The organism is Streptomyces sp. NBC_01283, assembly GCF_041435335.1.
Classification (GTDB): Bacteria; Actinomycetota; Actinomycetes; order Streptomycetales; family Streptomycetaceae; genus Streptomyces.
On record NZ_CP108430.1, the window covers coordinates 8,290,147 to 8,309,568 of the forward strand.

Here is a 19,422-nt window from a genome sequence, read left to right on the forward strand (position 1 = left end):
GGATCAGACTCCGTGAGCTCGCGCGGTCGATTGGGGACGCGGGGCCGCGTCGGGAAGCAGGTCGATGCGGCCTTCGACGACCGGCTTGCCGAACTGCCGCAGGACCACGGCCACCGGGATGCGGCCGTCCGCGCCGGGGGCGCCGACCTCCGCCTCGTGCACCAGGTCGCCCTCGAACTCGGCGAAGTCCAGGAAGGCGGCCTCGCAGCCGACGGCGAGGGCGTGCGGGGTGGCCATCGCCCCGGCCCGGCAGGCCGCGGCGACAGCGGCCTGCCGCATGCCCTCGACCATCAGGGGACCCGGCACGTGGTCGTACTCGTGGTCGAAGAAGGCGGGGTGGTGGGGGTCGGCCGCCAGGAGGAAGCTGAATGCGCTGTCGAGTGTCCGTGCCTCGCGTTCGGGCAGGCCGATGACGACGTTGCGCGGGTTCTCGCGCCCCACTGTGGGGGCTTCGAGCCGGCGTACGGGTGTCAGCCGGGCGTCGGCCACCGGCTTCTGAGCCCGCTGGAAGGCCCGGAAGATGTCGTAGTCGTCCTGCGACATGAAGGCGAGCACCGCGCTCAGGGTCATCGCCGGGCGTCCGCCGATCTCCATGACTCCTTCGAGGACCATGCTCACCACGTCGGAGCCCTTCCCCTGACGTTCGGCGACCCGGTAGTGCAGGTAACCCTGGAGCGCGGAGGTCCCGTCGGTGGCGTACGCCTGCGGATCCGTCACCCGCAGCGTGATCCGCTGGAGGCTGAAGGGCAGGCCGACCGGCACCCCGACATGGCGGTGCAGCAGCACGAAGATGGACTGGCGCGCGGCCTCCGCGGACGCCAACGGGTCGTGGAAACCCGACCGTTGGTCCGACCAGAGGCTGTGGGCGCGGGGGATCTGGAAGGAGAGGTGGAAGTCGTCGTCGGACCCCTGGGCGGAGTCGGTGACGAACACCTCGCCGACCTGCCGGCGGTGGGCGAGGGAGCGGGGTACCGTCTGCTCGAAGGCCAGCTCGACGCCCGGGGGCGGCAGTTGGCCGCGCGCGGCGGTGTGCGGGATCGTGCTGGTCATCGGCTCAGCTCCGGTTCGGGCGTGTCTTGTTGTACGGGGCGCGGCACCGGGCCGCTCTGGAAGACGGGCTTGCGCATCGCGCCGCGGCGGCGGATCTCGGTGGTCGCAAGGCGACCCAACTCGCCCAGGGTGGCGCGACGTTGGCCTGGGGCGCGCAGCAGGTGCCCGCCCGTGGCGCCGAGCACCCGGGCGGGGGTGAGGACCTCCAGGACGGAGGCACGGTGGCTCAGCAGGTTGAGGACTCCGTCGACCTTGCCGTGCGCGTGCAGCCCGCGCACGACCCGCGGGACGAGGCCCGCGATGGGTCCCGCCACACCGAGGTCCGCCGCCAGGCCGTAGTACTCGGCGTACGTGCTGTCCCGCCAGCGGCCGAACTCCGCGACGGCGCGGTCGAGCCGGACGCCCGATCCGATGGCGTCACCGACCGCGTCGGCGAGCCGTTGCGCCTGGTGGAAGGCGTCACCGATGCCGCGCCCGCCCGCCGGGTCCTTGAAGTGCCCGGCGTCGCCGAGCAGTACCCAGCCGGCGCCCGCCGCTTCACGGAAGTAGCCGAAGAAGCGCCGGATGCCGTAGATCTTGCTAGCCCTGGTGGCTCCCGAGACGGCCTCGGCGATCGGCGCGCAGCGCATCGCGTGGGCCCGCAGGGAGCCGTCCAGGTCGGCGCGGAAGCTCTCCCGTTCGTGCTGCTGCGGGGAGACCCCCACGATGTAGAGGCCGTTGTCGGCGGGGCCGCCCAGCATGTGCCGATCGCCCCAGCGGTGGAAGACGAACGTCGGGCGGGGGCCGGTGGCCGCCTCCTTGAAGTACGTCCAGTAGTAGCTGCGTTCGCCGGGGCTCACGTGGTACATGCGCGCGCCGCACGCCTCGGCGACCTTCGAGTTCCGGCCGTCCGCGCCGACCACCAGGCGGGCTCTCAGAGGTGTCTCGACGCCCCCCGACACGGCCCGGACCCCCGTCACCCGGCCGCCCTCACGGATCACCCCGACCACCCGGGTGCCCAGCCGTACCTCGGCACCGGATGCGCGGGCCGCGTCCACCAGGACCGGGTCGAGGACCTCGCGGCGAATGCACGCCGCGCCGCCCGCGTCGCCGGGCTCCTGCGGGAACGCGGCGACGCAGCGGAACTCCTCCAGGCGCATGTCGACGTGGCTCATGGTGGTGACCCCGGCCGCACGCAGCTGCCCCATCACGCCGAGGCGGTCGAGGAACGCCAGGGAGTCGGCCTGGAGGATGTTCGAGGAGAGGGTCGAGCGGATCTCGGTGGCCTGGTCGAGCACGGCGACTCGCAGACCGCGGCGCGCGAGGAGCGCGCCGAGTGTGGCTCCCGCGCAGCGCGCGCCGACGATGATCACGTCGAACTCCGCGCTTCCGCTGGGGCGTTGAACGTGGGCGAACGTCTCCCTGGCGTCGGACGGCTTGCTCTCGCCGGGCTGCCCGGCCCGCTCGGAGTGCCGGCTCATGACGCACCGTTCCAGCGCACGGCCGCGGCAGCCGCGAAGTCCCCGGCGTGCGCGAACCCTGACATCACCACGAGGTCGCCCTCGCGCAGTGTTCCCGCGCGGGCCGCCCGGTCGAGGGTGACGGGCACGGCGGCGCCGTACAGGTTTCCGTAGCGGTCGAAGGTGTCCAGGTGCCGTGACGCGTCCAGCTTCAGGGCCTGGCGCCAGTTCTTCAGGAAGATCCGGTTGGGCTGGTTCGTGACGAGTACGTCGATGTCGGACGGCTGCTCCCCGAGATCGGAGCAGAGCTTTCCGACGAGTTCGGGCACCAGGGTGTTGCCGCGCTGGAGAATCTCCGCCGCCTTGCCGGCGTCGAAGCCGATGTCCATCTGGCCCTCGCCCGGCTCCCAGTACTTGCGCCCGTCCGGGGTCTTGATGCCGAGGTCCACGGAGTACGCCGGGATGCTGCGGGTCCGCACGCCAAGGATCGGCGAGCCCGCGCCGGCCTCCAGGTAGGCCACTCCGCAGCCGTCTCCGGGAATCGGTGCGTGCGACAGCTTGCGCACCTCGGACTGGGCGAACATCTGGCCCGCGGTGTTCTGCACGTTGGCGACCAGCGCGGTGCGTGCTCCTCCGTCAGCCATGATCTTCTGGGCGAGCGAGAGCATGTACGGGAACGAGGCGCAGCCGCCGTTGTGCAGGTCCACGATCCACTCGGGATCGATGCCGAGGGCGTGCGCGGCCTGGGCGCCGACGCCCATGAACGGCTCGTCCGGCAGCAGCACGTTCGTCAGCAGGACGTCGACCTGGCCCGCGGGCTCCTTGCCGAGGCGCTCGAAGACCGGCCGGGCCGCTTTCGCGATCATGTCGGCGGCCCGCTCGCCGGGGGCGACGTGGTGCCGGGTCGGGGGCACGCGGAACAAGGGGGTGTTGGCGAGTGGGTCAACCGGGGCGTTCTCGTTCAGGAAGAACTCTGGCCCCACCACGTTCTCGGGCAGATGGCTCCCGAAGTCGACTATGCCGACGGGCTGCATGAAAGTTCCTTTCGAAGCCAGTCCTCGACGGTGCGTGCCGTGTGGGCGGCGTGCTCCTCGAGGAGCGAGAAGTGGTCGCCGCTGACGGGCATGACGGTGTTCGCGGACTGCCAGAACCGCCAGGCGGCGCTGTCGGGAGCGTCGGGCCCTTGCTCTGCGGTCAGGAGCAGCACGGGAGCCGTCAGCCGGTCGGCCGTCCAGTCGTCGAAGAGCCGCAGATAGCCGCCCATGGCCAGCACGCCGTCGTCGCCGAGTTCGGCGGGCGCGCCGTCCCGGTCGAGAATGCGGCCCATCGCCCAGGCGAACACCGCTTGCTGCTGGGCGGGTTCGGGCTCGTACGTGTCGATCAGCACGACCCCCTCGACCCGGTGTCCCGCGCGTTCCAGCGACGCGGCGGCGGCGTGCGCCAGGGCGCCGCCGATGGAGTGCCCGACGAGGACGAGAGGGGCGCCGTCCGCCGTGTGCAGGGCGGTGGTGGCCAGGCTGTCGACCGCCGCCCGCCACGAGCCGGGCAGCAGCGGCGATGCGCCGAGGCCGGGCAGGGTGAGCGCCGACATCCGCGGACGGCGGGCGAACCCGGCGGCGAACCGCGCGAACTGGTGGGGGCCCGATCCGGCCAGGAAGGACGGCACGCAGACCACCATGGGCGCGGCCGGGCCGTGGGCCACCAGCACCGAATCCTGCGGGCTCCCGGGCCGTTCGGCCCTGCTGAAGGCGAGGCGGTCCGCGGCGGCCGCCTGGAGCAGCGGCACCGCGTCCGTGAGCCGTCCTCGCTGATGCAGATCCCTGAGCAGGTCGGCGGGACCGCTCGTGTCGGCGGGACCGCTCGTGCCGCTCGTTCCGCTCGTGTCGCTCGGAGCGAGCAGCGGCCGCAGATGCTCCGCGAGGGCCCCCGTGGTGGGGTGGTCGACCAGGAGGGTGGCAGGAAGGTCGAGGCCGGTGACCGAAGCCAGCCGCCGCTGGAAGCGGACGGCTCCGAGCGAGTCGATGCCGAGCTCCAGCAGCGTCAGGTCCGGGTCGATGCACCCGCCGTCCTCGTAGCCGAGGACGAGGGCCGCCTGGGTGCGGACCAGGTCGAGGACGTCTTGCTCCTGGTGCGCCGGCGTATCGGGGTACGGCTGCTCCTGTGCGGGCGGCGCCGAGGGCACCTGGTCCGTCGAGGGGCCGGGATCCGTGTTCCGTACGGTCTGCGGCACGTCGATCCAGTGGCGGCGCGGCTGGAAGGCGTACGTGGGAAGGGGCACTTGGCGGGCCGCGGACCGGGAGAGGAGGGCCCGCAGGTCGCAGGCGCCGTGCGTGTGCAGTTCGGCGAGCGCCGTCATGAGCGCGGCGGGTTCGGGCGCGTGCCCGTCGAGAGCGGGAGCGAGCACCGCGGCGGCCGGGTCGTGCAGGGCGTGCCGGGTCATCGAGGTCAGTACGCCGCTCGGCCCGAGCTCCAGGAACGCCGTCACCCCCGCGGCCTCCAGGCGGCGCACCCCGTCGTGGAAGCGGACGGGGCGCTCGGCGTGACGCACCCAGTAGCCGGGTGTGGCCAGAGCGGACGCGTCGGCGAGGTCGCCCGTCACGTTCGAGACGATCGGCAGGGTCGGCGCGTGGTAGCTCAAGTCGCTTGCCACGGCGGCCAGTTCGTCCAGCACGGGCCGCATCAAGGGGGAGTGGAAGGCGTGACTCACGTGGAGCCGGCGGGTGCGGCGGCCTTGCTCCTGCCATGGTCGCAACCAGTCCGCGAGGGGACGGGCGGCGCCGGACACGACGACCGAGCGGGGCCCGTTCACGGCGGCGACGGCCAGGTGGTCGTGGCCGCGCAGGTGTTCCAGTACCTCGTCCTCCGTCGCCTCCAGGGCGACCATCGCACCGCCCTCGGGCAGGGCCTGCATGAGCCGGCCGCGCGCGGCGACCAGGGTGCTCGCGTCGGACAGGGACAGGACCCCGGCCACATGCGCGGCGGACAGCTCGCCGACCGAGTGGCCCATCAGGAAGTCCGGGGTGTAACCCCACGACTCCAGGAGGCGGTAGAGCGCCACCTCCAGGGCGAACAGGGCCGGCTGCGTCCAGCCCGTGCGGTGCAGCAACTCCGCCTCGGGGGTGCCGTCGGGGGCCGACATCACCTGGCGCAGGGGCAGCTCCAGATGCCGGTCGAGCTCGGCGAGGACCCCGTCCAGGGCATCGGCGAACACCGGGTGGGCAGTGGCGAGTTCGCTGCCCATGCCGACCTGCTGGGACCCCTGCCCGGAGAACAGGAAGGCGGTCTTGCGCGCTCGCGCCGCTGTCCCCAGGACGGCGTTGCCCGGCAGGTGTCCCGCGCCGAACGCCGCGAGCCCGGCGAGGAGTTCGGCGCGGGTGGTGCCGGTGAGGGCGGCGCGGTGGTCGAAGTGTGTGCGGGTGTGGGCGAGGGCGGCGGCTACCTGGGCGGGGGTGGCCTCCGGCTGTGCGGTGGTGAGGTGGGTGTGCAGGCGGCGGGCCTGGGCGTGCAGGGCGGCCGGCGTCTTGGCGGACAGCACCCACGGCACCACGGGGAGGGTCTCCGGTTCGGGGCCCGTCCCGGCATCGAGGGATCCGTCGAGTGGTGCCTCCTCCACCACGATGTGCGCGTTGCTGCCGCTGATGCCGAACGAGGACACCCCCGCCCGGCGGACCCGCTCGCCGCGCGGCCATGCGGTGGCCTCGGTCAGCAGGGAGATGGCGCCGCCGGACCAGTCGGCCTTGGGCGTGGGCCGGTCGACGTGCAGGGTCCGGGGCAGTACTTCGTGCCGCAGCGCCTGCACCATCTTGATCAGGCCGCCGACGCCCGCGGCGGCCTGGCTGTGCCCGATGTTGGACTTGAGGGAGCCCAGTCGCAGCGGGTCGGCGGTTCGCTCGCGTCCGTACACCGCCGCGAGGGCGTCGATCTCGATGGGGTCGCCGAGGGTGGTGCCGGTGCCGTGCCCCTCGACCGCGTCGATGTCGTCGGGACGCAGCCGTGCCGCGGCGAGGGCTTGCGTGATGACGCGCTGCTGGGAGCCGCCGTTCGGGGCGGTCAGGCCGTTGCTGGCGCCGTCCTGGTTGACCGCGGAGCCCGCGATGACCGCCAGGACACGGTGGTTGTTGCGGCGGGCCTCGCTGAGGCGTTCGAGCAGGACGATGCCGACCCCCTCGCCCCACCCGGTGCCGTCGGCGGCCTCCGCGTACGAACGGCACCTGCCGTCCGGCGAGAGGGCGCGCTGCCTGCTGAACTCGGTGAAGACGCCCGGCGTGGACATCACCGTCACGCCGCCCGCCAGAGCCAATGAGCACTCGTCGTGGCGCAGCGCCTGGATCGCCAGGTGCACGCCCACCAGTGACGACGAACAGGCCGTGTCCACGGTGAGGGCCGGTCCCTCGAACCCCAGGACGTACGAGACACGGCCGGAGAGCACGCTGCCCGCCGAGCCGATGCCCCAGTAGCCCTCCAGCTCGTCCGGCCCCGTACGCGCCAGTTGCGCGTAGTCCTGGCCCGTCGTCCCCACGAACACACCCGTCCGCGAGCCGCGCAGGTCTCCCGGGCCGATGCCCGCGTCCTCCAGGGACTCCCAGGCGGTCTGCAGGAGCAGCCGCTGCTGCGGGTCCATGGCCAGGGCCTCGGTGCGTCCGATGCCGAAGAACTCCGCGTCGAACTCCGTCGCCCCCTCCAGGAATCCGCCGGCCCTGGCGTACGTCGTGCCAGGGTGATCCGGGTCTTCGTGGAAGAGCCGCTCCAGGTCCCAGCCACGGTCCCCGGGGAAGTCCGCGACCACGTCGCGCCCGGCCGCGACCAGGTCCCACAGGGCGTCGGGAGAGTTCACGCCGCCGGGATAGCGGCAGGCCATGCCGACCACGGCGACCGGCTCGTACGCGCGCTGCTCGGCCTGCCGCAACCGCGCACGGGTGTCCTGCAGTTCGGCGGTGACACGCCTGAGGTACCGCAGTGTCTTGTCATCGTCGGACATGGCTCACCCCACCCCCAAGTCGTTGTCGATCAGGTCGAACAGGTCGTCGGCGGATGCCGCGTCGATGCGATCCCTGCGAGGGCCGCCGCTGTCGTCGCCGTACTCGCCGTACTCGCCGCCCTGGTCGTCGAGCGTCGCGAGCAGGGACCGCAGCCGGGTGCGGACGGCCGACACCTCGGCCTGGGCGACCGAAGGGAGCAGCTCGGCGAGGCGGTCCAGATCCGCGTGCACACCGGACGCCCCCTCCGCCTGGTCCCCGGCGGCCCGTTCGTCGAGCAGTGCGGCCAGGTGCGCGGCGAGAGCGGGAACCGTCGGGTGGCCGAAGACCAGGGTGGACGGCAGGGTGAGGCCGGTGACCTGGCTCAGCCGGTTGCGCAGCCGCACCGCGCCCAGGGAGTCCAGGCCCAGTTCCTTGAAAGGGCGTTCCGGGTCGACGGCGCCGGAGCCCTCGTACCCGAGGACCACGGCGACCTCCGTGGCGACTGCCGCGAGCACCAGCGCGCCCCGCTCTTCGGGCACGGCGGCCGCGAGACGCGCGACCAGCTCCCCGCCCGGCCGGACGGCGGGTCCCTGCGCGGCCGGTACCAGGGCTCGCAGAACAGCGGGCAGCGAGCCTTCGCGGGACTGGGCACGCAGGGCGCCCAGGTCGAGCCGGGCGGGCAGCAGCAACGCGTCTTCCGTGCCGTGCACCGCGTCGAACAGGCGCAGCCCTTCGGCGGTGCCGAGCGGCGCGAGCCCCGACCTGCTCAACTGGGCCACCTCGGCGTCCCCGAGGTGCTTGGTCATGTCGCTCGCTTCCGCCCACAGGCCCCACGCCAGCGAGAGCGCGGGCAGCCCCTGGGCGCGCCGCCACTGCGCGAAGGTGTCCAGGAACGTGTTGGCCGCCGCGTAGTTGCCCTGTCCCGAGCCGCCGATGGTTCCGGCGACCGAGGAGAACAGCACGAACGCCGTGAGGGGCAGGGACTTGGTCAGCTCGTGCAGGTGCAGGGCGGCATCCACCTTGGGCCGCAGCACGTGATCCAGGCGCTCGGGCGTCAACGCCTCCAGGAGACCATCGTCCAGCGTGCCCGCGGAGTGGATGACGGCGGTCAGCGGATGTGCGGCGTCGATCGATGCGAGGAGCGCCGCTGTCGCCGACCGGTCCGTGATGTCGCAGGCCGCGACGGCGACCTGGGCGCCGAGACCGGCCAGTTCCGCCGTCAGCTCCGGCACGCCATCGGCGTCCGGGCCGCGGCGGCTGGCCAGGAGCAGATGCCGGACGCCCTGTTCGGCGGCGAGGTGCCGGGCCAGCTGGGCGCCGAGTCCGCTGGTGCCTCCGGTGATCAGTACCGTGCCGTCCGGGGCGAAGGGGAGCGCTTCGCCAAGGGCGCCGCGGACCCGGACGGCACGGGGTACATGGGGCGCGCCGCCGCGCAGGGCGACCTGGGGCTCCTCGACGGCGAGCGCGAGGGGCAGGACGCGTGCCGGATCGCCGGAGGCGTCGTCGAGATCGACGAGCATGAAACGGCCGGGGTGCTCCGACTGCGCGGTGCGCACCAGTCCCCACAGGGGCGCGAGGTCGGGGGCGACGGCCGCGCCGGGAGCGGTGGCCACGGCGTTCCGAGTGACCAGCACCAGGCGCGCGTCGGCGAACCGCTGGTCGGCCAGCCAGCCGCGCAACAGCGCCAGGGTGTGGTGGGCACGGGAGCGAGCCGCCTCCGCGGTGGGTGTGCCGTGCGCCGCGGGCACGAACGCGACGACGGTGTCCGGCACGGCTCCGCCTGCGTCCACCGCATCGGCCAGGTGAGACAGGGAGAGGTAGGTGGCAAGCCGCGGGGCAGGAACTCCCGGACCGCTCACGTCATCCGGGCGCGCCATGGTCGCCCCGTCCTCGGCCAGGACTGCCCAATTCCCGGACGTGACGGCCGGGCCGGGGGCTGGTGCCGCCTGCCAGTCCACTCGGTAGAGGCAGTCGGCGGGGCCGCGCGTACCGGCCAGGCGGGACGGATCCACCGGGCGGGCCACGACCGAGTCGACGGTGACCACGGTGCGGCCCGCGGCGTCGACCGCGGACATGCGTACGGTGCCTTCGCCGAGCGGGGTGAGGGACACCCGCAGGTGTGTGGCGCCCGGCCGCAGGACGCGCACACCGGACCAGGTGAACGGCAGCCAGGCCTGCCCGGACGCCCCGTCGGCACCGGCCAGTTCCGTCAGCTGGGCGTGGAACGCGGCATCGAGCAGGGCGGGGTGCACCCCATGCCCCTCGGCATCCGCGCTGCCCCCGGCATCCGTACGTCCCCCGGCATCCGCGCTGCCCCCGGCCGCCGCGGCGTCCACCTCGGCGAGGAGGACACCGTCGTGCCGCCAGGCCGCACGCAGTCCGCGGAATACGGGGCCGTATCCGAAGCCCCGGTCGGCGAGCCGGTCGTAGAGGCCGTCGACGTCCAGCGGCTCGGCGCCCTTCGGTGGCCAGGAGACGGGGCCGGGAGAGCTGTCGCCCTGAGCCGGTGCGGGCGCGAGGAAGCCGCCGGCATGGCGCGTCCATGCCTCGTCGCCCGTCGCGTCGGCCGGCCGGGAGTGGACCGCCACCGCCCGCCGCCCCTGGGCGTCCGGAGCACCGACCGATGCCTGGAGGTCGACGGCGCCCTGATCGGGCAGCACCAGCGGCTCCTCCAGCGTCAGCTCCTCGACCACGTCGCACCCGGCGTACGAGGCGGCCAGGACGGCCATGTCCACGAAGGCGGTGCCCGGCAGCAGGACCGTGCCGTAAACCGCGTGGTCGTCAAGCCAGCCATGTGTGTCCCGTGAGACGCGCCCGGTGAACACCCACCCGCTGCCGTCGGCGAGTTCGGCTCCGGCGGCCAGGAGCCGGTGCCCGGTGGGGTGCAGCCCCGCTTCCCCGATGCCGCCCGTGGCTGGCCGGGGCGCCGCCCAGTACCGCGTGGACTCGAAGGCATACGTGGGGAGTTCGATGTCGCGCGCGGTGGCCGGGTCGAACACCGCATCCCAGTCCACGGGCACCCCGTGGGCGTGCGAGGCGGCGAGCGAGGCGGTGAACTGCGCCTGTTCCTGCTCGCGCCGGGCCGAGCCGAGGACGACCGCACCGCCCCGGCCGGGACCGCTCTCCCTTCCGCCTGCCTCCACCAAGGTCTGTTCCACCGTCTGTTCCACGGCGAAGGTGAGGATCGGGTGCGGACTGATCTCGATGAACGTGGTGTGCCCCTGGTCGAGCAGCGCGCGGACGACCTCCTCGAACCGCACGGTCCGGCGCAGGTTCCGGTACCAGTAGTCGGCGTCGAGGCCGCTGGTGTCGAACTCGTCGGCGGTGACCGTGGAGAGGAAGCGCACCTCGCCGGAGCGCGGCGATATCGGTGCCAGAACGTCCGCCAGACGCTCCTTCAGCGATTCGACCTGGGGGGAGTGCGAGGCGTAGTCGACGGGGACGCGGCGGGCCCAGATGTCCTCGGCGGCGCAGCGGGCGAGCAGCGCGTCCAGCGCGTCGGACTCCCCCGAAACCGTCAGGGACGACGGGCCGTTGACGGCGGCGACGGATATGAGTCCGTCCCAGTCCCGCAGGAGCGGCAGCAGCCGCTCGGGCGACGCCGTCACCGACGCCATGCCACCGCGCCCTTCCATCTCGGCGATGGCCTTGCTGCGCAGCGCCACGACGCGGGCGGCGTCCTGGAGCGAGAGACCCCCGGCGACGTACGCGGCGGCTATCTCGCCCTGCGAGTGCCCGACCACGGCGTCGGGGTGGACGCCATGCCGGCGCCAGAGCGCGGAGAGCGCCGCCATCACCGCGAAGAGCGCGGGCTGCACGACCTCCACCCGCTCCAGCGAAGGAGCGCCCGCCGCCCCGCTCAGGACATCGCCGAGCGAGAAGTCGGTGTAGGGCGCGAGCGCGTCGGCGCATGCGCTGAGCTCGTCGGCGAACACCGGGTGGGCGGCGGCGAGTTCACGGCTCATGCCGATCCACTGGGAGCCTTGGCCGGGGAAGACGAAGACGGTCTTTCCGGTACGGGCGCGGGCCCGGGTCACCTGGTCCGCCTCATCGCCCCGGGACACCGCGGCGACCGCGGCGAGGAGTTCGGCGCGGGTGGTGCCGGTGAGGGCGGCGCGGTGGTCGAAATGGGCGCGGGTGTGGACGAGGGCGGCGCCGACCTGGGTGGGGGTGGCCTCCGGCTGTGCGGTGGTGAGGTGGGCGTGCAGGCGTCCGGCCTGGGCGCGCAGAGCGGCCGGTGTCTTGGCGGACAGCACCCACGGCACCACGGGAGATGTCGCGAAGGCGGGGGAGGGGGAGGGGAGTTCAGATGATGAGGTCCGGCTCTCGGGCGCGGGCGTATCTGTCTGTATGGCAGGCGTCTCCGCCTGTGCGGCGGGCGACTCCTCCACGAGAACGTGAGCGTTCGTCCCGCCCACCCCGAAGGCTGACACCCCGGCCCGGCGGACCCGCTCGCCGCGCGGCCACGGGGCGGCCTCGGTCAGCAGGGACACCGAACCGTCGGACCAGTCGGCCTTGGGTGTGGGCCGGTCGACGTGCAGGGTCCGGGGGAGTACCTCGTGACGGAGCGCCTGCACCATCTTGATCAGGCCGCCGACGCCCGCGGCGGCCTGGCTGTGCCCGATGTTGGACTTGAGGGAGCCGAGCCGCAGCGGCTGCCCGGCGGGACGGTCCTGGCCGAAGACGGCCGCGAGGGCGTCGATCTCGACGGGGTCGCCGAGGGTGGTGCCGGTGCCGTGCCCCTCGACCGCGTCGACCTCGCGGGGGCGCAGCCCGGCGTCGGCGAGCGCCTGGGTGATGACGCGCTGCTGGGAGCCGCCGTTCGGGGCGGTCAGGCCGTTGCTTGCGCCGTCCTGGTTGACCGCCGTGCCCGGGATGAGGGCGAGGACGCGGTGGTTGTTGCGGCGGGCCTCGCTGAGGCGTTCGAGCAGGACGACGCCGATGCCCTCGGCCCACCCGGTGCCGTCGGCGGCCTCCGCGTACGAACGGCACCTGCCGTCCGGCGAGAGGGCGCGCTGCCTGCTGAACTCGGTGAAGACCTTCGGCGTGGCCATGACGGTGGCGCCACCCGCCACCGCGAGCGTGCACTCGCCCCGGCGCAGTGCCTGCACGGCAAGGTGCACGCCCACCAGGGACGACGAGCAGGCGGTGTCGACGGTGAGAGCCGGGCCCTCGAAGCCGAAGGCGTAGGCGACCCGGCCGGACAGGACGCTCCCCGCGGAGCCGATGCCCCAGTAGCCCTCCAGTTCGCCGGGGCCGGAGCGCGCCACGTTCTCGTAGTCCTGGCCGCTGCTGCCCACGTACACGCCGGTCCGCGACTTCTTCAGGCGGCCGGGGTCGATGCCCGCGTTCTCCAGGGACTCCCAGACGGTCTGCAGGAGCAGCCGCTGCTGGGGGTCCATCGCGAGTGCCTCGCGGCGCGCGATGCCGAAGAACTCCGCGTCGAAGTCGGCCACCGGGTCCAGGAATCCGCCGGTGCGGGCGTAGCTGGTGCCGGGCTGCTCGGGGTCGGTGGAGAAGAGACCGCCGAGGTCCCATCCCCGGTCGCGCGGAAACTCCGATACGGCGTCGCGCCCGGCGGCCACCACGTCCCACAGGTCGGCGGGGGACGTCACGCCGCCCGGGTAGCGGCACGCCATGCCCACGACGGCGATCGGGTCGTTGTCGGGGCCCGGCTCCGCGCCGGCGTCCGCTGCTTCCGTCTTGGGCGCGTCGCCCTCGGCGTGGGCGAAGCCGAACAGGTCGAGCAGGTGCTCCGCCACGGCGGCCGCGGTCGGGTGGTCGAAGAGCAGGGTGAGGGGCAGTTCGAGGCCGGTGGCCTGGCTCAGCCGGCTGGTCAGCTCCACGGCCGCGAGAGAGTTGTACCCGTAGTCGCGGTAGGCCAGCTCCGGGTCGACGTCCAGCGGGTCGGTCCCCGCCAGGCCCGCGGTCTCCTCGCGGACCAGGTCGAGAAGGGCCGCCGGGCGGCGGCCGGGCGGCAGCCCGGCCAGGCGCTCCGCGAAGCCTCCCGCAGAACCGGACTCCCCGGCCTGCACCTCTTCGGCCCGCACCTTTTCGGCCCGCGTCTCTTCGGCCGGTGCTGCTCGCCGGGTCTTGCCGTCCATCGGGTCAGCCATGCCGTCCTCCACGTCGTCTCCCTGCGCCCCCACGCCTCGCCGCCGCTCCCGGGCAGTGGGATGCGGCCACAGAGTTCCGTCGTCCGCCCTGGTGGGATGCCGTCCTCCTGCTGGGAGGCACTCCTCCAGGGGCTCCTCCTACGAGGAGGCGGCTGTGCCCGTCAGGAGGAAGGAGCGGATGTGTGCGCTGAGCTTTTCGGGCTGGTCCTCGGGAATGAGGGTGTAACTGTCTTCGATCTCGACGTGCTGGCCCTTGGGCAGCAGCGCGGCGAGCCTGCGCCCGTGCTCGGGCGGCATGACCTTGTCCTCGGCGGCCCACACCACGAGCGCGGGCCGGTCGAAGTCGCGCAACTTGTCGGCCCAGCCGAGCAGTTCACTCTTCGGCGGTACCCCGAGCACGTACTTGCGCAGGTCGCGGCGGATCTCCTTGGACGTCCACAGCGGCTCGAACCAGGCGTTCATCACCTCGTGGGGGACCGGGCGCTTGCTCATCCAGCCCCAGGTCATGGGCAGTCGGCGCATCGGCTTCCACTTCAGCGACTTGAAGGCGAAGTTGATGCCGCCCGGCAGCTTCGCCGAGGTGTGGAGGTTGCTTCCGGGCACGCCCGGCGGGAAGTTGTCGAACGCCTCGCACGAGGTGATGACGAGGCGCCCGATCCGCTCGTCCCTGCCCTCCGCGACCAGGGCCTGCGCGCCGCCCCAGTCGCTCATGACCAGCGTGACGTCGCGCAGGTCGAGCCGGTCGAGGAATTCCGCCACCAGCCGGGCCACGCCCGCGATCGACAGGTCCGCGTCGGGCTTCATCGGCCGACGGTGACCGCCCAGGGGCAACGTCGGTACCACACAACGGAATTCGGACCGCAGAGGCGCCACCACGTTCCGCCACAGGGAACCGTCCATCGCGACGCCGTGCAGCAGGACCACGACCGGCCCTTCGCCGCCGGTGTCCTGATACTCCACCGTGCCAGCCGAAAGGTCTACCTCAGCCATTTCACATCTCCTCGGAACTCTACAGATTCGGGGGGTCGCGAAGGGACGCTCGTACCGGACGCAACTCTGGTTGCCCAGTTGGGCGGTGTGGCAGCCGCTCGGGTGGGTGAGCCGGGGTAAGCAAAACATCTCAGACCCTTTTTCGCCAGCAACAACTCGACCCAGAATGATCATTGCCCTTTAGGGCAATGGCCGTCCGGCGGCTCCGTGGGTACCTTGGCAACTCCCGTGCCGGAGCCGTCCGCCGCAAGGTGAAGGACGAGTGCATGGGCGAGGTGAGCCGTGCGTATTCAGATCGCACCTCGGAGGCTGTCACCTCGAAATCGCGCTCTCGATCCCCTGGCCCGGCGGCCGGATCGCGGGCTCACTCGACCTCGGTCATCTCATCACCGCGCATCGGAAAGGCTGCCCCGTGATCACTGCTGAAGAAGTATGTGTCCGCATTGCCAAGAAGCTCGGCAGCAAGGCGAATTCGTACACGCTGAACGAGGACACCGCGTTTGACTCCGTGGGCCTGTCGAGCCTGCAGATAGCCGACATCGTCTACACGATCGAGGACGACCTCGAGATCGAATTCGACGAGAGCAGGGCCGCGAGCGTGAAGACGGTCGCGGACCTGGTGAAGCTCGCCGAGGAGACCAAGCAGGGCAGCGCAGCCGCGTGACGGTCCTTGATTACCAGGGCGCCACCGCGGATTCCATCAAGCACCATTACGACGTCTCCAACGACTTCTTCGCGCTGTGGCTGGACAAGGACCTCACGTACACCTGCGCGCTGTGGGACGAGGGCGACACGCTTGAGAGCGCCCAGAAGCGCAAGCTGGACCACCTCATCGAGGGCGCGCGGGCGGCCGGCGCGCGCCGTGTCCTCGACGTCGGCTGCGGATGGGGCAGCCTCCTCGAACGGCTGGTCCGTACGTACGGCGTGGAGCAGGCCGTAGGCCTCACCCTCAGCGACAGCCAAGCGGACCACCTGCGGGAACTCGCACTGGAGCGCACCGAGGTGCGGGTGGAGAACTGGCTCGACCACGAGCCCGCCGAGCAGTACGACGCGATCATCTCGATCGGCGCCTTCGAGCATTTCGCGCGCACCGGCCTGTCCCGGGCCGAGCGAGTCGCCGCGTACCGCGAGTTCTTCGAGCGCTGCCGCGCCTGGCTGCCCAAGGGCGGCAGGCTCGCGCTCCAGACGAACATCAAGGGAAACAACGTCCAGATGGACAAGCAGACCGTGCGGGACCTGCTTTTCATCATGGACATCATCTTCCCGGAGTCTGAAATTCCGGCGCTCTCCGAGGTACTCGAATCGAGCGAGAAGCGCTTTGACGTCGTCCATCTGCGCAACGACCCGGATCACTACAGCCGCACCTGCCAGGAATGGTTCGACCGGCTGCGGGCCAACCGCGACCAGGCCGTGAAGGTGGCCGGCGAGGAAACCGTCGCCCACTACGAGCGGTATCTGAGCTCCACGGTCGGCCACTTCAGGAACCGTCATCTGGGCCTGTCGAGGATCATCCTCGAAGCCGTGTGACCGAAAGCTCCACCGGCGGGTCCTCTCGAGGAGCACTCATTTGAACGCGTACAAGCACGTCGTCTATTGGCACGACACCGAAAAGGTCAGCGTCGAGGCCCCCCTCCGGGAACGAGCCGACTGCGATGTCTGCATCGTCGGCGGCGGGTTCACGGGACTCTGGACCGCCTATTTCCTCAAAGAGGCCGAGCCCGCACTCGACATCCGCATAGTCGAGGCGAATTACTCCGGCTACGGCGCCTCGGGTCGCGCCGATGGTTTCGTCACGCCGACCATCGGCAAAGACATCCAGGCCCTGGTGGAGCAATTCGGTCTCCAGCGCGCGCTCGAGGCGTCGCAGGCGGTCGGCCGGTCCATTCTGGAGATCGGCAGGTTCGCTCGCAAGAACCGCGTCGACGCGGAGTACGAGGCCAACGACTACCTCATGGTGGCCACCGACACCGCCCAGCTCAAACGGCTTGAGCACGACCGCGCTCTCGCCGAACGCATGGGCGCCGCACAGGCCGAGATCCTCCCGCGCGAGGAGTCCCGTGCCGTCATCGGATCGCCCGCGGTTCTCGGCAGCATGCGGACCGGCGGTGCGCTTGTGAACCCCTTCAAGCTCTCCCGCGGCATTGCCCGTGTGGTGCGCGAGAAGGGCGTGACGATCTACGACAACTCCCCCTGCCTGCGGGTGGAACCGGGTGTGCGGCCGACCGTCGTGACCGCCGGCGGACAGATCACGGCCGACAAGGTCGTCCTGGCCACCAACGTCCACATGGACGCCTTCCCGCCGTTCCGCAGGAAGGTCATCCCCATCTGGACGTACGCGATGGTGAGCGAGCCGCTCACCGAAGCGCAGCTGGGACGTGTGAACTGGGAGGGGCGCGAGGGCCTGGTCGAGGCCAAGTCGCTGCTCACCTGCGCCCGTTTCACCCACGACAACCGCATCATGTTCGCCGGCGGCCCGGCCCCGTACTACTACGGCAGGGACAAGCGGCAGCGGAACATGAACCGGCCCGAGGTCTACCGGGAGATCCACCGCGAGTTCATGCGGTTCTTCCCGATGTGGGGCGACGTGGAGTTCAGCTACGCCTATGGCGGGACCGCCGATGTCGTGCGTGACTTCGCCCCGCATTTCGGCAGGCTCGGCGGCGGCAACATCCTGTACGGGTACGGCTATTGCGGCAACGGCATCGCGGCCACCCACACCGGCGGCAAGGTCCTGCGTGACCTCACGCTCGGCAAGGACACGGATCACTCGCGGCTCCTGTTCGTCGACGACGAGCGGCGCAAGCCGCCCGCCTCCTTCCCGCCCGACCCCGTCCTGTACGCCGGAGCCCGTGCCGTGGCACGGCTGATGGACTGGAAGGATTCGCGCGCATGAGCCGAACCCCTAGCGGGGGGAGCGGCGCCGACCGCCCCACCGTCCTGCTGACCGGCGCGTCCGGAGTGGTCGGACGCTCACTCCTGCGGGAGCCGAACGGCCCGCGGTTCGTCGTCGCCACCCACAGCACGCCGGTGCCGGAGGCGGGTGACGGGCGATCGGTGCGCCTGGACATGTCGGCGGAACGCTTCGGTCTCGACGAGGACAGCTACGCGGCGCTCGCCGCCGAGGTCGATGTCGTCATCCACTCCGCGGGCCTGACCGAGTGGGGCCTGCCTGCCGAGGCGTACCTCCCGATCAACATCGAGGGCACCCGGCGGGTCGCGGAGTTCGCCGAACGGGCGGACGCCACCGTCCACTTCATGAGCACGGCGTTCGTCGCCGCCCTCGCGGACGGCGCGCCCGTACCGCTCGGCGCGGACAACGTCTGCCGCAACTACATCAGCTCCAAGCGGCGGGCGGAGCAGATCCTGCGGGACAGCGGGGTGCGGCACACGGTATTCCGCCCCACCAACCTCATCGGCGACTCCACCACGGGCTGGACCTCGCAGGGTCAGATCGTCCAGCTGATGTCGGACTGGCTGGGCCGCGGCAAGGCGCCCTTCATCCCCGCCCACCCGGGCATCCGGATGGACTTCGTCCCCCAGGACCTGCTGTCCAAGTCGGTGCTGCGCGCCATCGAACTGGGCGACGACGCGGGCGAGTTCTGGGTGACGTACGGCCCGGAGGCCATGGACATCGACGCCTGTCTGCGGGTGCTGGCCAAGCACGCCGCTGGGCGGGGGCGCGCACTGACGCTGCCGCCGGTGGTGAACGCCGACGAGCTCGCCCCGGGCACCATCGAGAACACGGCTCCGCGCACCCGCTCCTTCCTGGCCGTCCTGCGGGATGTCAGTGAGGTCACCCGGTGCAGCGGCGGTGTGCTGCCCACCTCCATGCCCGAGCTGCGTGAGCGCTACGGCATTCCACAAGTCGACGACACCACGGCGTACTTGACGAGCCTGGAGTACGCGGCGGAGCACCTCGGCTAGGACGAACGGAAGGACAGTGCTGTGAACGAGGAATGGAACTCGCCGGATCTGGGCGGCAAGGTGGCCGTGGTCACGGGCGCCAGCCGTGGCGTGGGCCGCGGCATCGCGCTCGCGCTCGGCGCCGCCGGGGCCACCGTGTACGTCACGGGCCGCAGCACTCGGGACGGCGCGCGCACCGAAGGACTGCCCGGCACGGTGGACGACACCGCCGAAGAGGTCACCCGGCGCGGCGGCAAGGGCATCGCCGTGCGCTGCGACCACGGATCGGCCGCGGACAACGAGACGCTCGCCGCCCGCGTCCAGTCCGACCACGGCAAGCTGGACCTGCTGGTCAACAACGCCTGGGGAGGCTACGAACGCTCCTCCGAGGTCCGTTTCGACGCGCCCTTCTGGGACCAGCCGATGTGGCGGTACGACCTGTTCGAGACGTCGCTGCGCGCGCAGTACGACGTCACCCGCAGGCTCGTCCCGCTGATGCTGCCGCAGCAGAGCGGCCTGGTCGTCGGCATCAGCTTCTCCGACGGCGACATCTACCTCGGCCAGGTCGGCTACGACGTGTTCAAGTCGGGCTCCGACCGCATGTGCCGGGGTTTCGCCGCCGACCTGCGCAAGAAGGGCGTCGCGGCGCTCTCCCTGCACCCGGGCTTCGTGCGCACGGAACGGGTGGAGGCGGCCTGGGAGGCCATGGGCGACGGCCCCGCGTCGGTGGTGCACTCCCCGGAGTACGTGGGAAGGGCGATCGCGGCCCTGCTCGCGGACCCGGAGGTGATGGAGCGCACGGGCAAGGTGCTCAGCACGGGCGACCTGGCTGTCGAGTACGGCTTTGCCGACGTGGACGGACGGCAGCCGCCGGCTTTCCGCCTGGAGGGCCGGATGAGCTTGGCGACCCGGATGCACCGGCTGAACAAAGTGGTCAAGTCGGCGGCGGAGCAGTAGGTCCACCGG

11 protein-coding genes are annotated in these 19,422 nt (G+C 71.9%); 5 read left to right on the forward strand and 6 right to left on the reverse strand.

Features of this window, described 5'->3' with window-relative positions; translation table 11 throughout:
* Positions 1 to 3 precede the first annotated feature (3 nt).
* From OG302_RS37605 to OG302_RS37630, 6 genes are all read right to left on the reverse strand, one after another.
* Complete coding sequence (locus OG302_RS37605) at positions 4 to 1,050, reverse strand: AfsA-related hotdog domain-containing protein (protein ID WP_371530897.1); 1,047 nt, start codon at positions 1,048 to 1,050, stop codon at positions 4 to 6.
* Positions 1,047 to 2,510, reverse strand: a complete 1,464-nt coding sequence (locus tag OG302_RS37610; protein ID WP_371530899.1) for an NAD(P)/FAD-dependent oxidoreductase — start codon at positions 2,508 to 2,510, stop codon at positions 1,047 to 1,049. Before OG302_RS37610 ends, OG302_RS37605 begins: the two co-directional genes overlap by 4 nt.
* Positions 2,507 to 3,523 carry a 3-oxoacyl-ACP synthase III family protein gene (locus tag OG302_RS37615; RefSeq protein WP_371530901.1) on the reverse strand — a complete coding sequence of 339 codons (1,017 nt, stop codon included), beginning with the start codon at positions 3,521 to 3,523 and terminating at the stop codon, positions 2,507 to 2,509. Before OG302_RS37615 ends, OG302_RS37610 begins: the two co-directional genes overlap by 4 nt.
* Positions 3,505 to 7,467: a type I polyketide synthase gene (locus tag OG302_RS37620; RefSeq protein ID WP_371530903.1), complete on the reverse strand. Its 3,963-nt coding sequence runs from the start codon at positions 7,465 to 7,467 to the stop codon at positions 3,505 to 3,507. The genes OG302_RS37615 and OG302_RS37620 overlap by 19 nt, the downstream gene beginning before the upstream one ends.
* 3 nt (positions 7,468 to 7,470) lie before the next feature.
* A complete protein-coding gene (locus OG302_RS37625; RefSeq protein WP_371530905.1) occupies positions 7,471 to 13,563 on the reverse strand; it encodes an SDR family NAD(P)-dependent oxidoreductase in 6,093 nt (2,030 codons plus the stop codon).
* Positions 13,564 to 13,701: 138 nt separating this feature from the next.
* Positions 13,702 to 14,553, reverse strand: coding sequence for an alpha/beta fold hydrolase (locus tag OG302_RS37630; RefSeq protein ID WP_371530907.1), 852 nt, complete (start codon positions 14,551 to 14,553; stop codon positions 13,702 to 13,704).
* 412 nt (positions 14,554 to 14,965) lie between these two features.
* Between OG302_RS37630 and OG302_RS37635 the strand changes: the two genes are divergently transcribed.
* Genes OG302_RS37635 through OG302_RS37655 form a run of 5 tightly spaced genes read left to right on the forward strand, consistent with a single transcriptional unit; the run spans position 14,966 to position 19,413 of the window.
* Positions 14,966 to 15,217, forward strand: coding sequence for an acyl carrier protein (locus OG302_RS37635; RefSeq protein WP_371530909.1), 252 nt, complete (start codon positions 14,966 to 14,968; stop codon positions 15,215 to 15,217).
* Positions 15,214 to 16,080: a class I SAM-dependent methyltransferase gene (locus OG302_RS37640; protein WP_371530911.1), complete on the forward strand. Its 867-nt coding sequence runs from the start codon at positions 15,214 to 15,216 to the stop codon at positions 16,078 to 16,080. The genes OG302_RS37635 and OG302_RS37640 overlap by 4 nt, the downstream gene beginning before the upstream one ends.
* Positions 16,081 to 16,120: 40 nt before the next feature.
* Positions 16,121 to 17,446: an NAD(P)/FAD-dependent oxidoreductase gene (locus OG302_RS37645; RefSeq protein WP_371530913.1), complete on the forward strand. Its 1,326-nt coding sequence runs from the start codon at positions 16,121 to 16,123 to the stop codon at positions 17,444 to 17,446.
* A complete protein-coding gene (locus OG302_RS37650; protein WP_371530915.1) occupies positions 17,443 to 18,477 on the forward strand; it encodes an SDR family oxidoreductase in 1,035 nt (344 codons plus the stop codon). The genes OG302_RS37645 and OG302_RS37650 overlap by 4 nt, the downstream gene beginning before the upstream one ends.
* Before the next feature lie 21 nt (positions 18,478 to 18,498).
* Positions 18,499 to 19,413 (forward strand): SDR family NAD(P)-dependent oxidoreductase, encoded by a 915-nt coding sequence (locus OG302_RS37655; RefSeq protein WP_371530917.1) that lies wholly within the window; start codon positions 18,499 to 18,501, stop codon positions 19,411 to 19,413.
* The last annotated feature ends 9 nt before the right edge of the window (positions 19,414 to 19,422 follow it).

Excerpts from the sequence above, each read along its gene's own strand:
- OG302_RS37605 (WP_371530897.1), bottom strand. The coding sequence starts at position 1,050 with ATGACCAGCACGATCCCGCACACCGCCGCGCGCGGCCAACTGCCGCCC.
- OG302_RS37610 (WP_371530899.1), bottom strand. The coding sequence starts at position 2,510 with ATGAGCCGGCACTCCGAGCGGGCCGGGCAGCCCGGCGAGAGCAAGCCG.
- OG302_RS37615 (WP_371530901.1), bottom strand. The coding sequence starts at position 3,523 with ATGCAGCCCGTCGGCATAGTCGACTTCGGGAGCCATCTGCCCGAGAAC.
- OG302_RS37620 (WP_371530903.1), bottom strand. The coding sequence starts at position 7,467 with ATGTCCGACGATGACAAGACACTGCGGTACCTCAGGCGTGTCACCGCC.
- OG302_RS37625 (WP_371530905.1), bottom strand. The coding sequence starts at position 13,563 with ATGGCTGACCCGATGGACGGCAAGACCCGGCGAGCAGCACCGGCCGAA.
- OG302_RS37630 (WP_371530907.1), bottom strand. The coding sequence starts at position 14,553 with ATGGCTGAGGTAGACCTTTCGGCTGGCACGGTGGAGTATCAGGACACC.
- OG302_RS37650 (WP_371530915.1), top strand. The coding sequence starts at position 17,443 with ATGAGCCGAACCCCTAGCGGGGGGAGCGGCGCCGACCGCCCCACCGTC.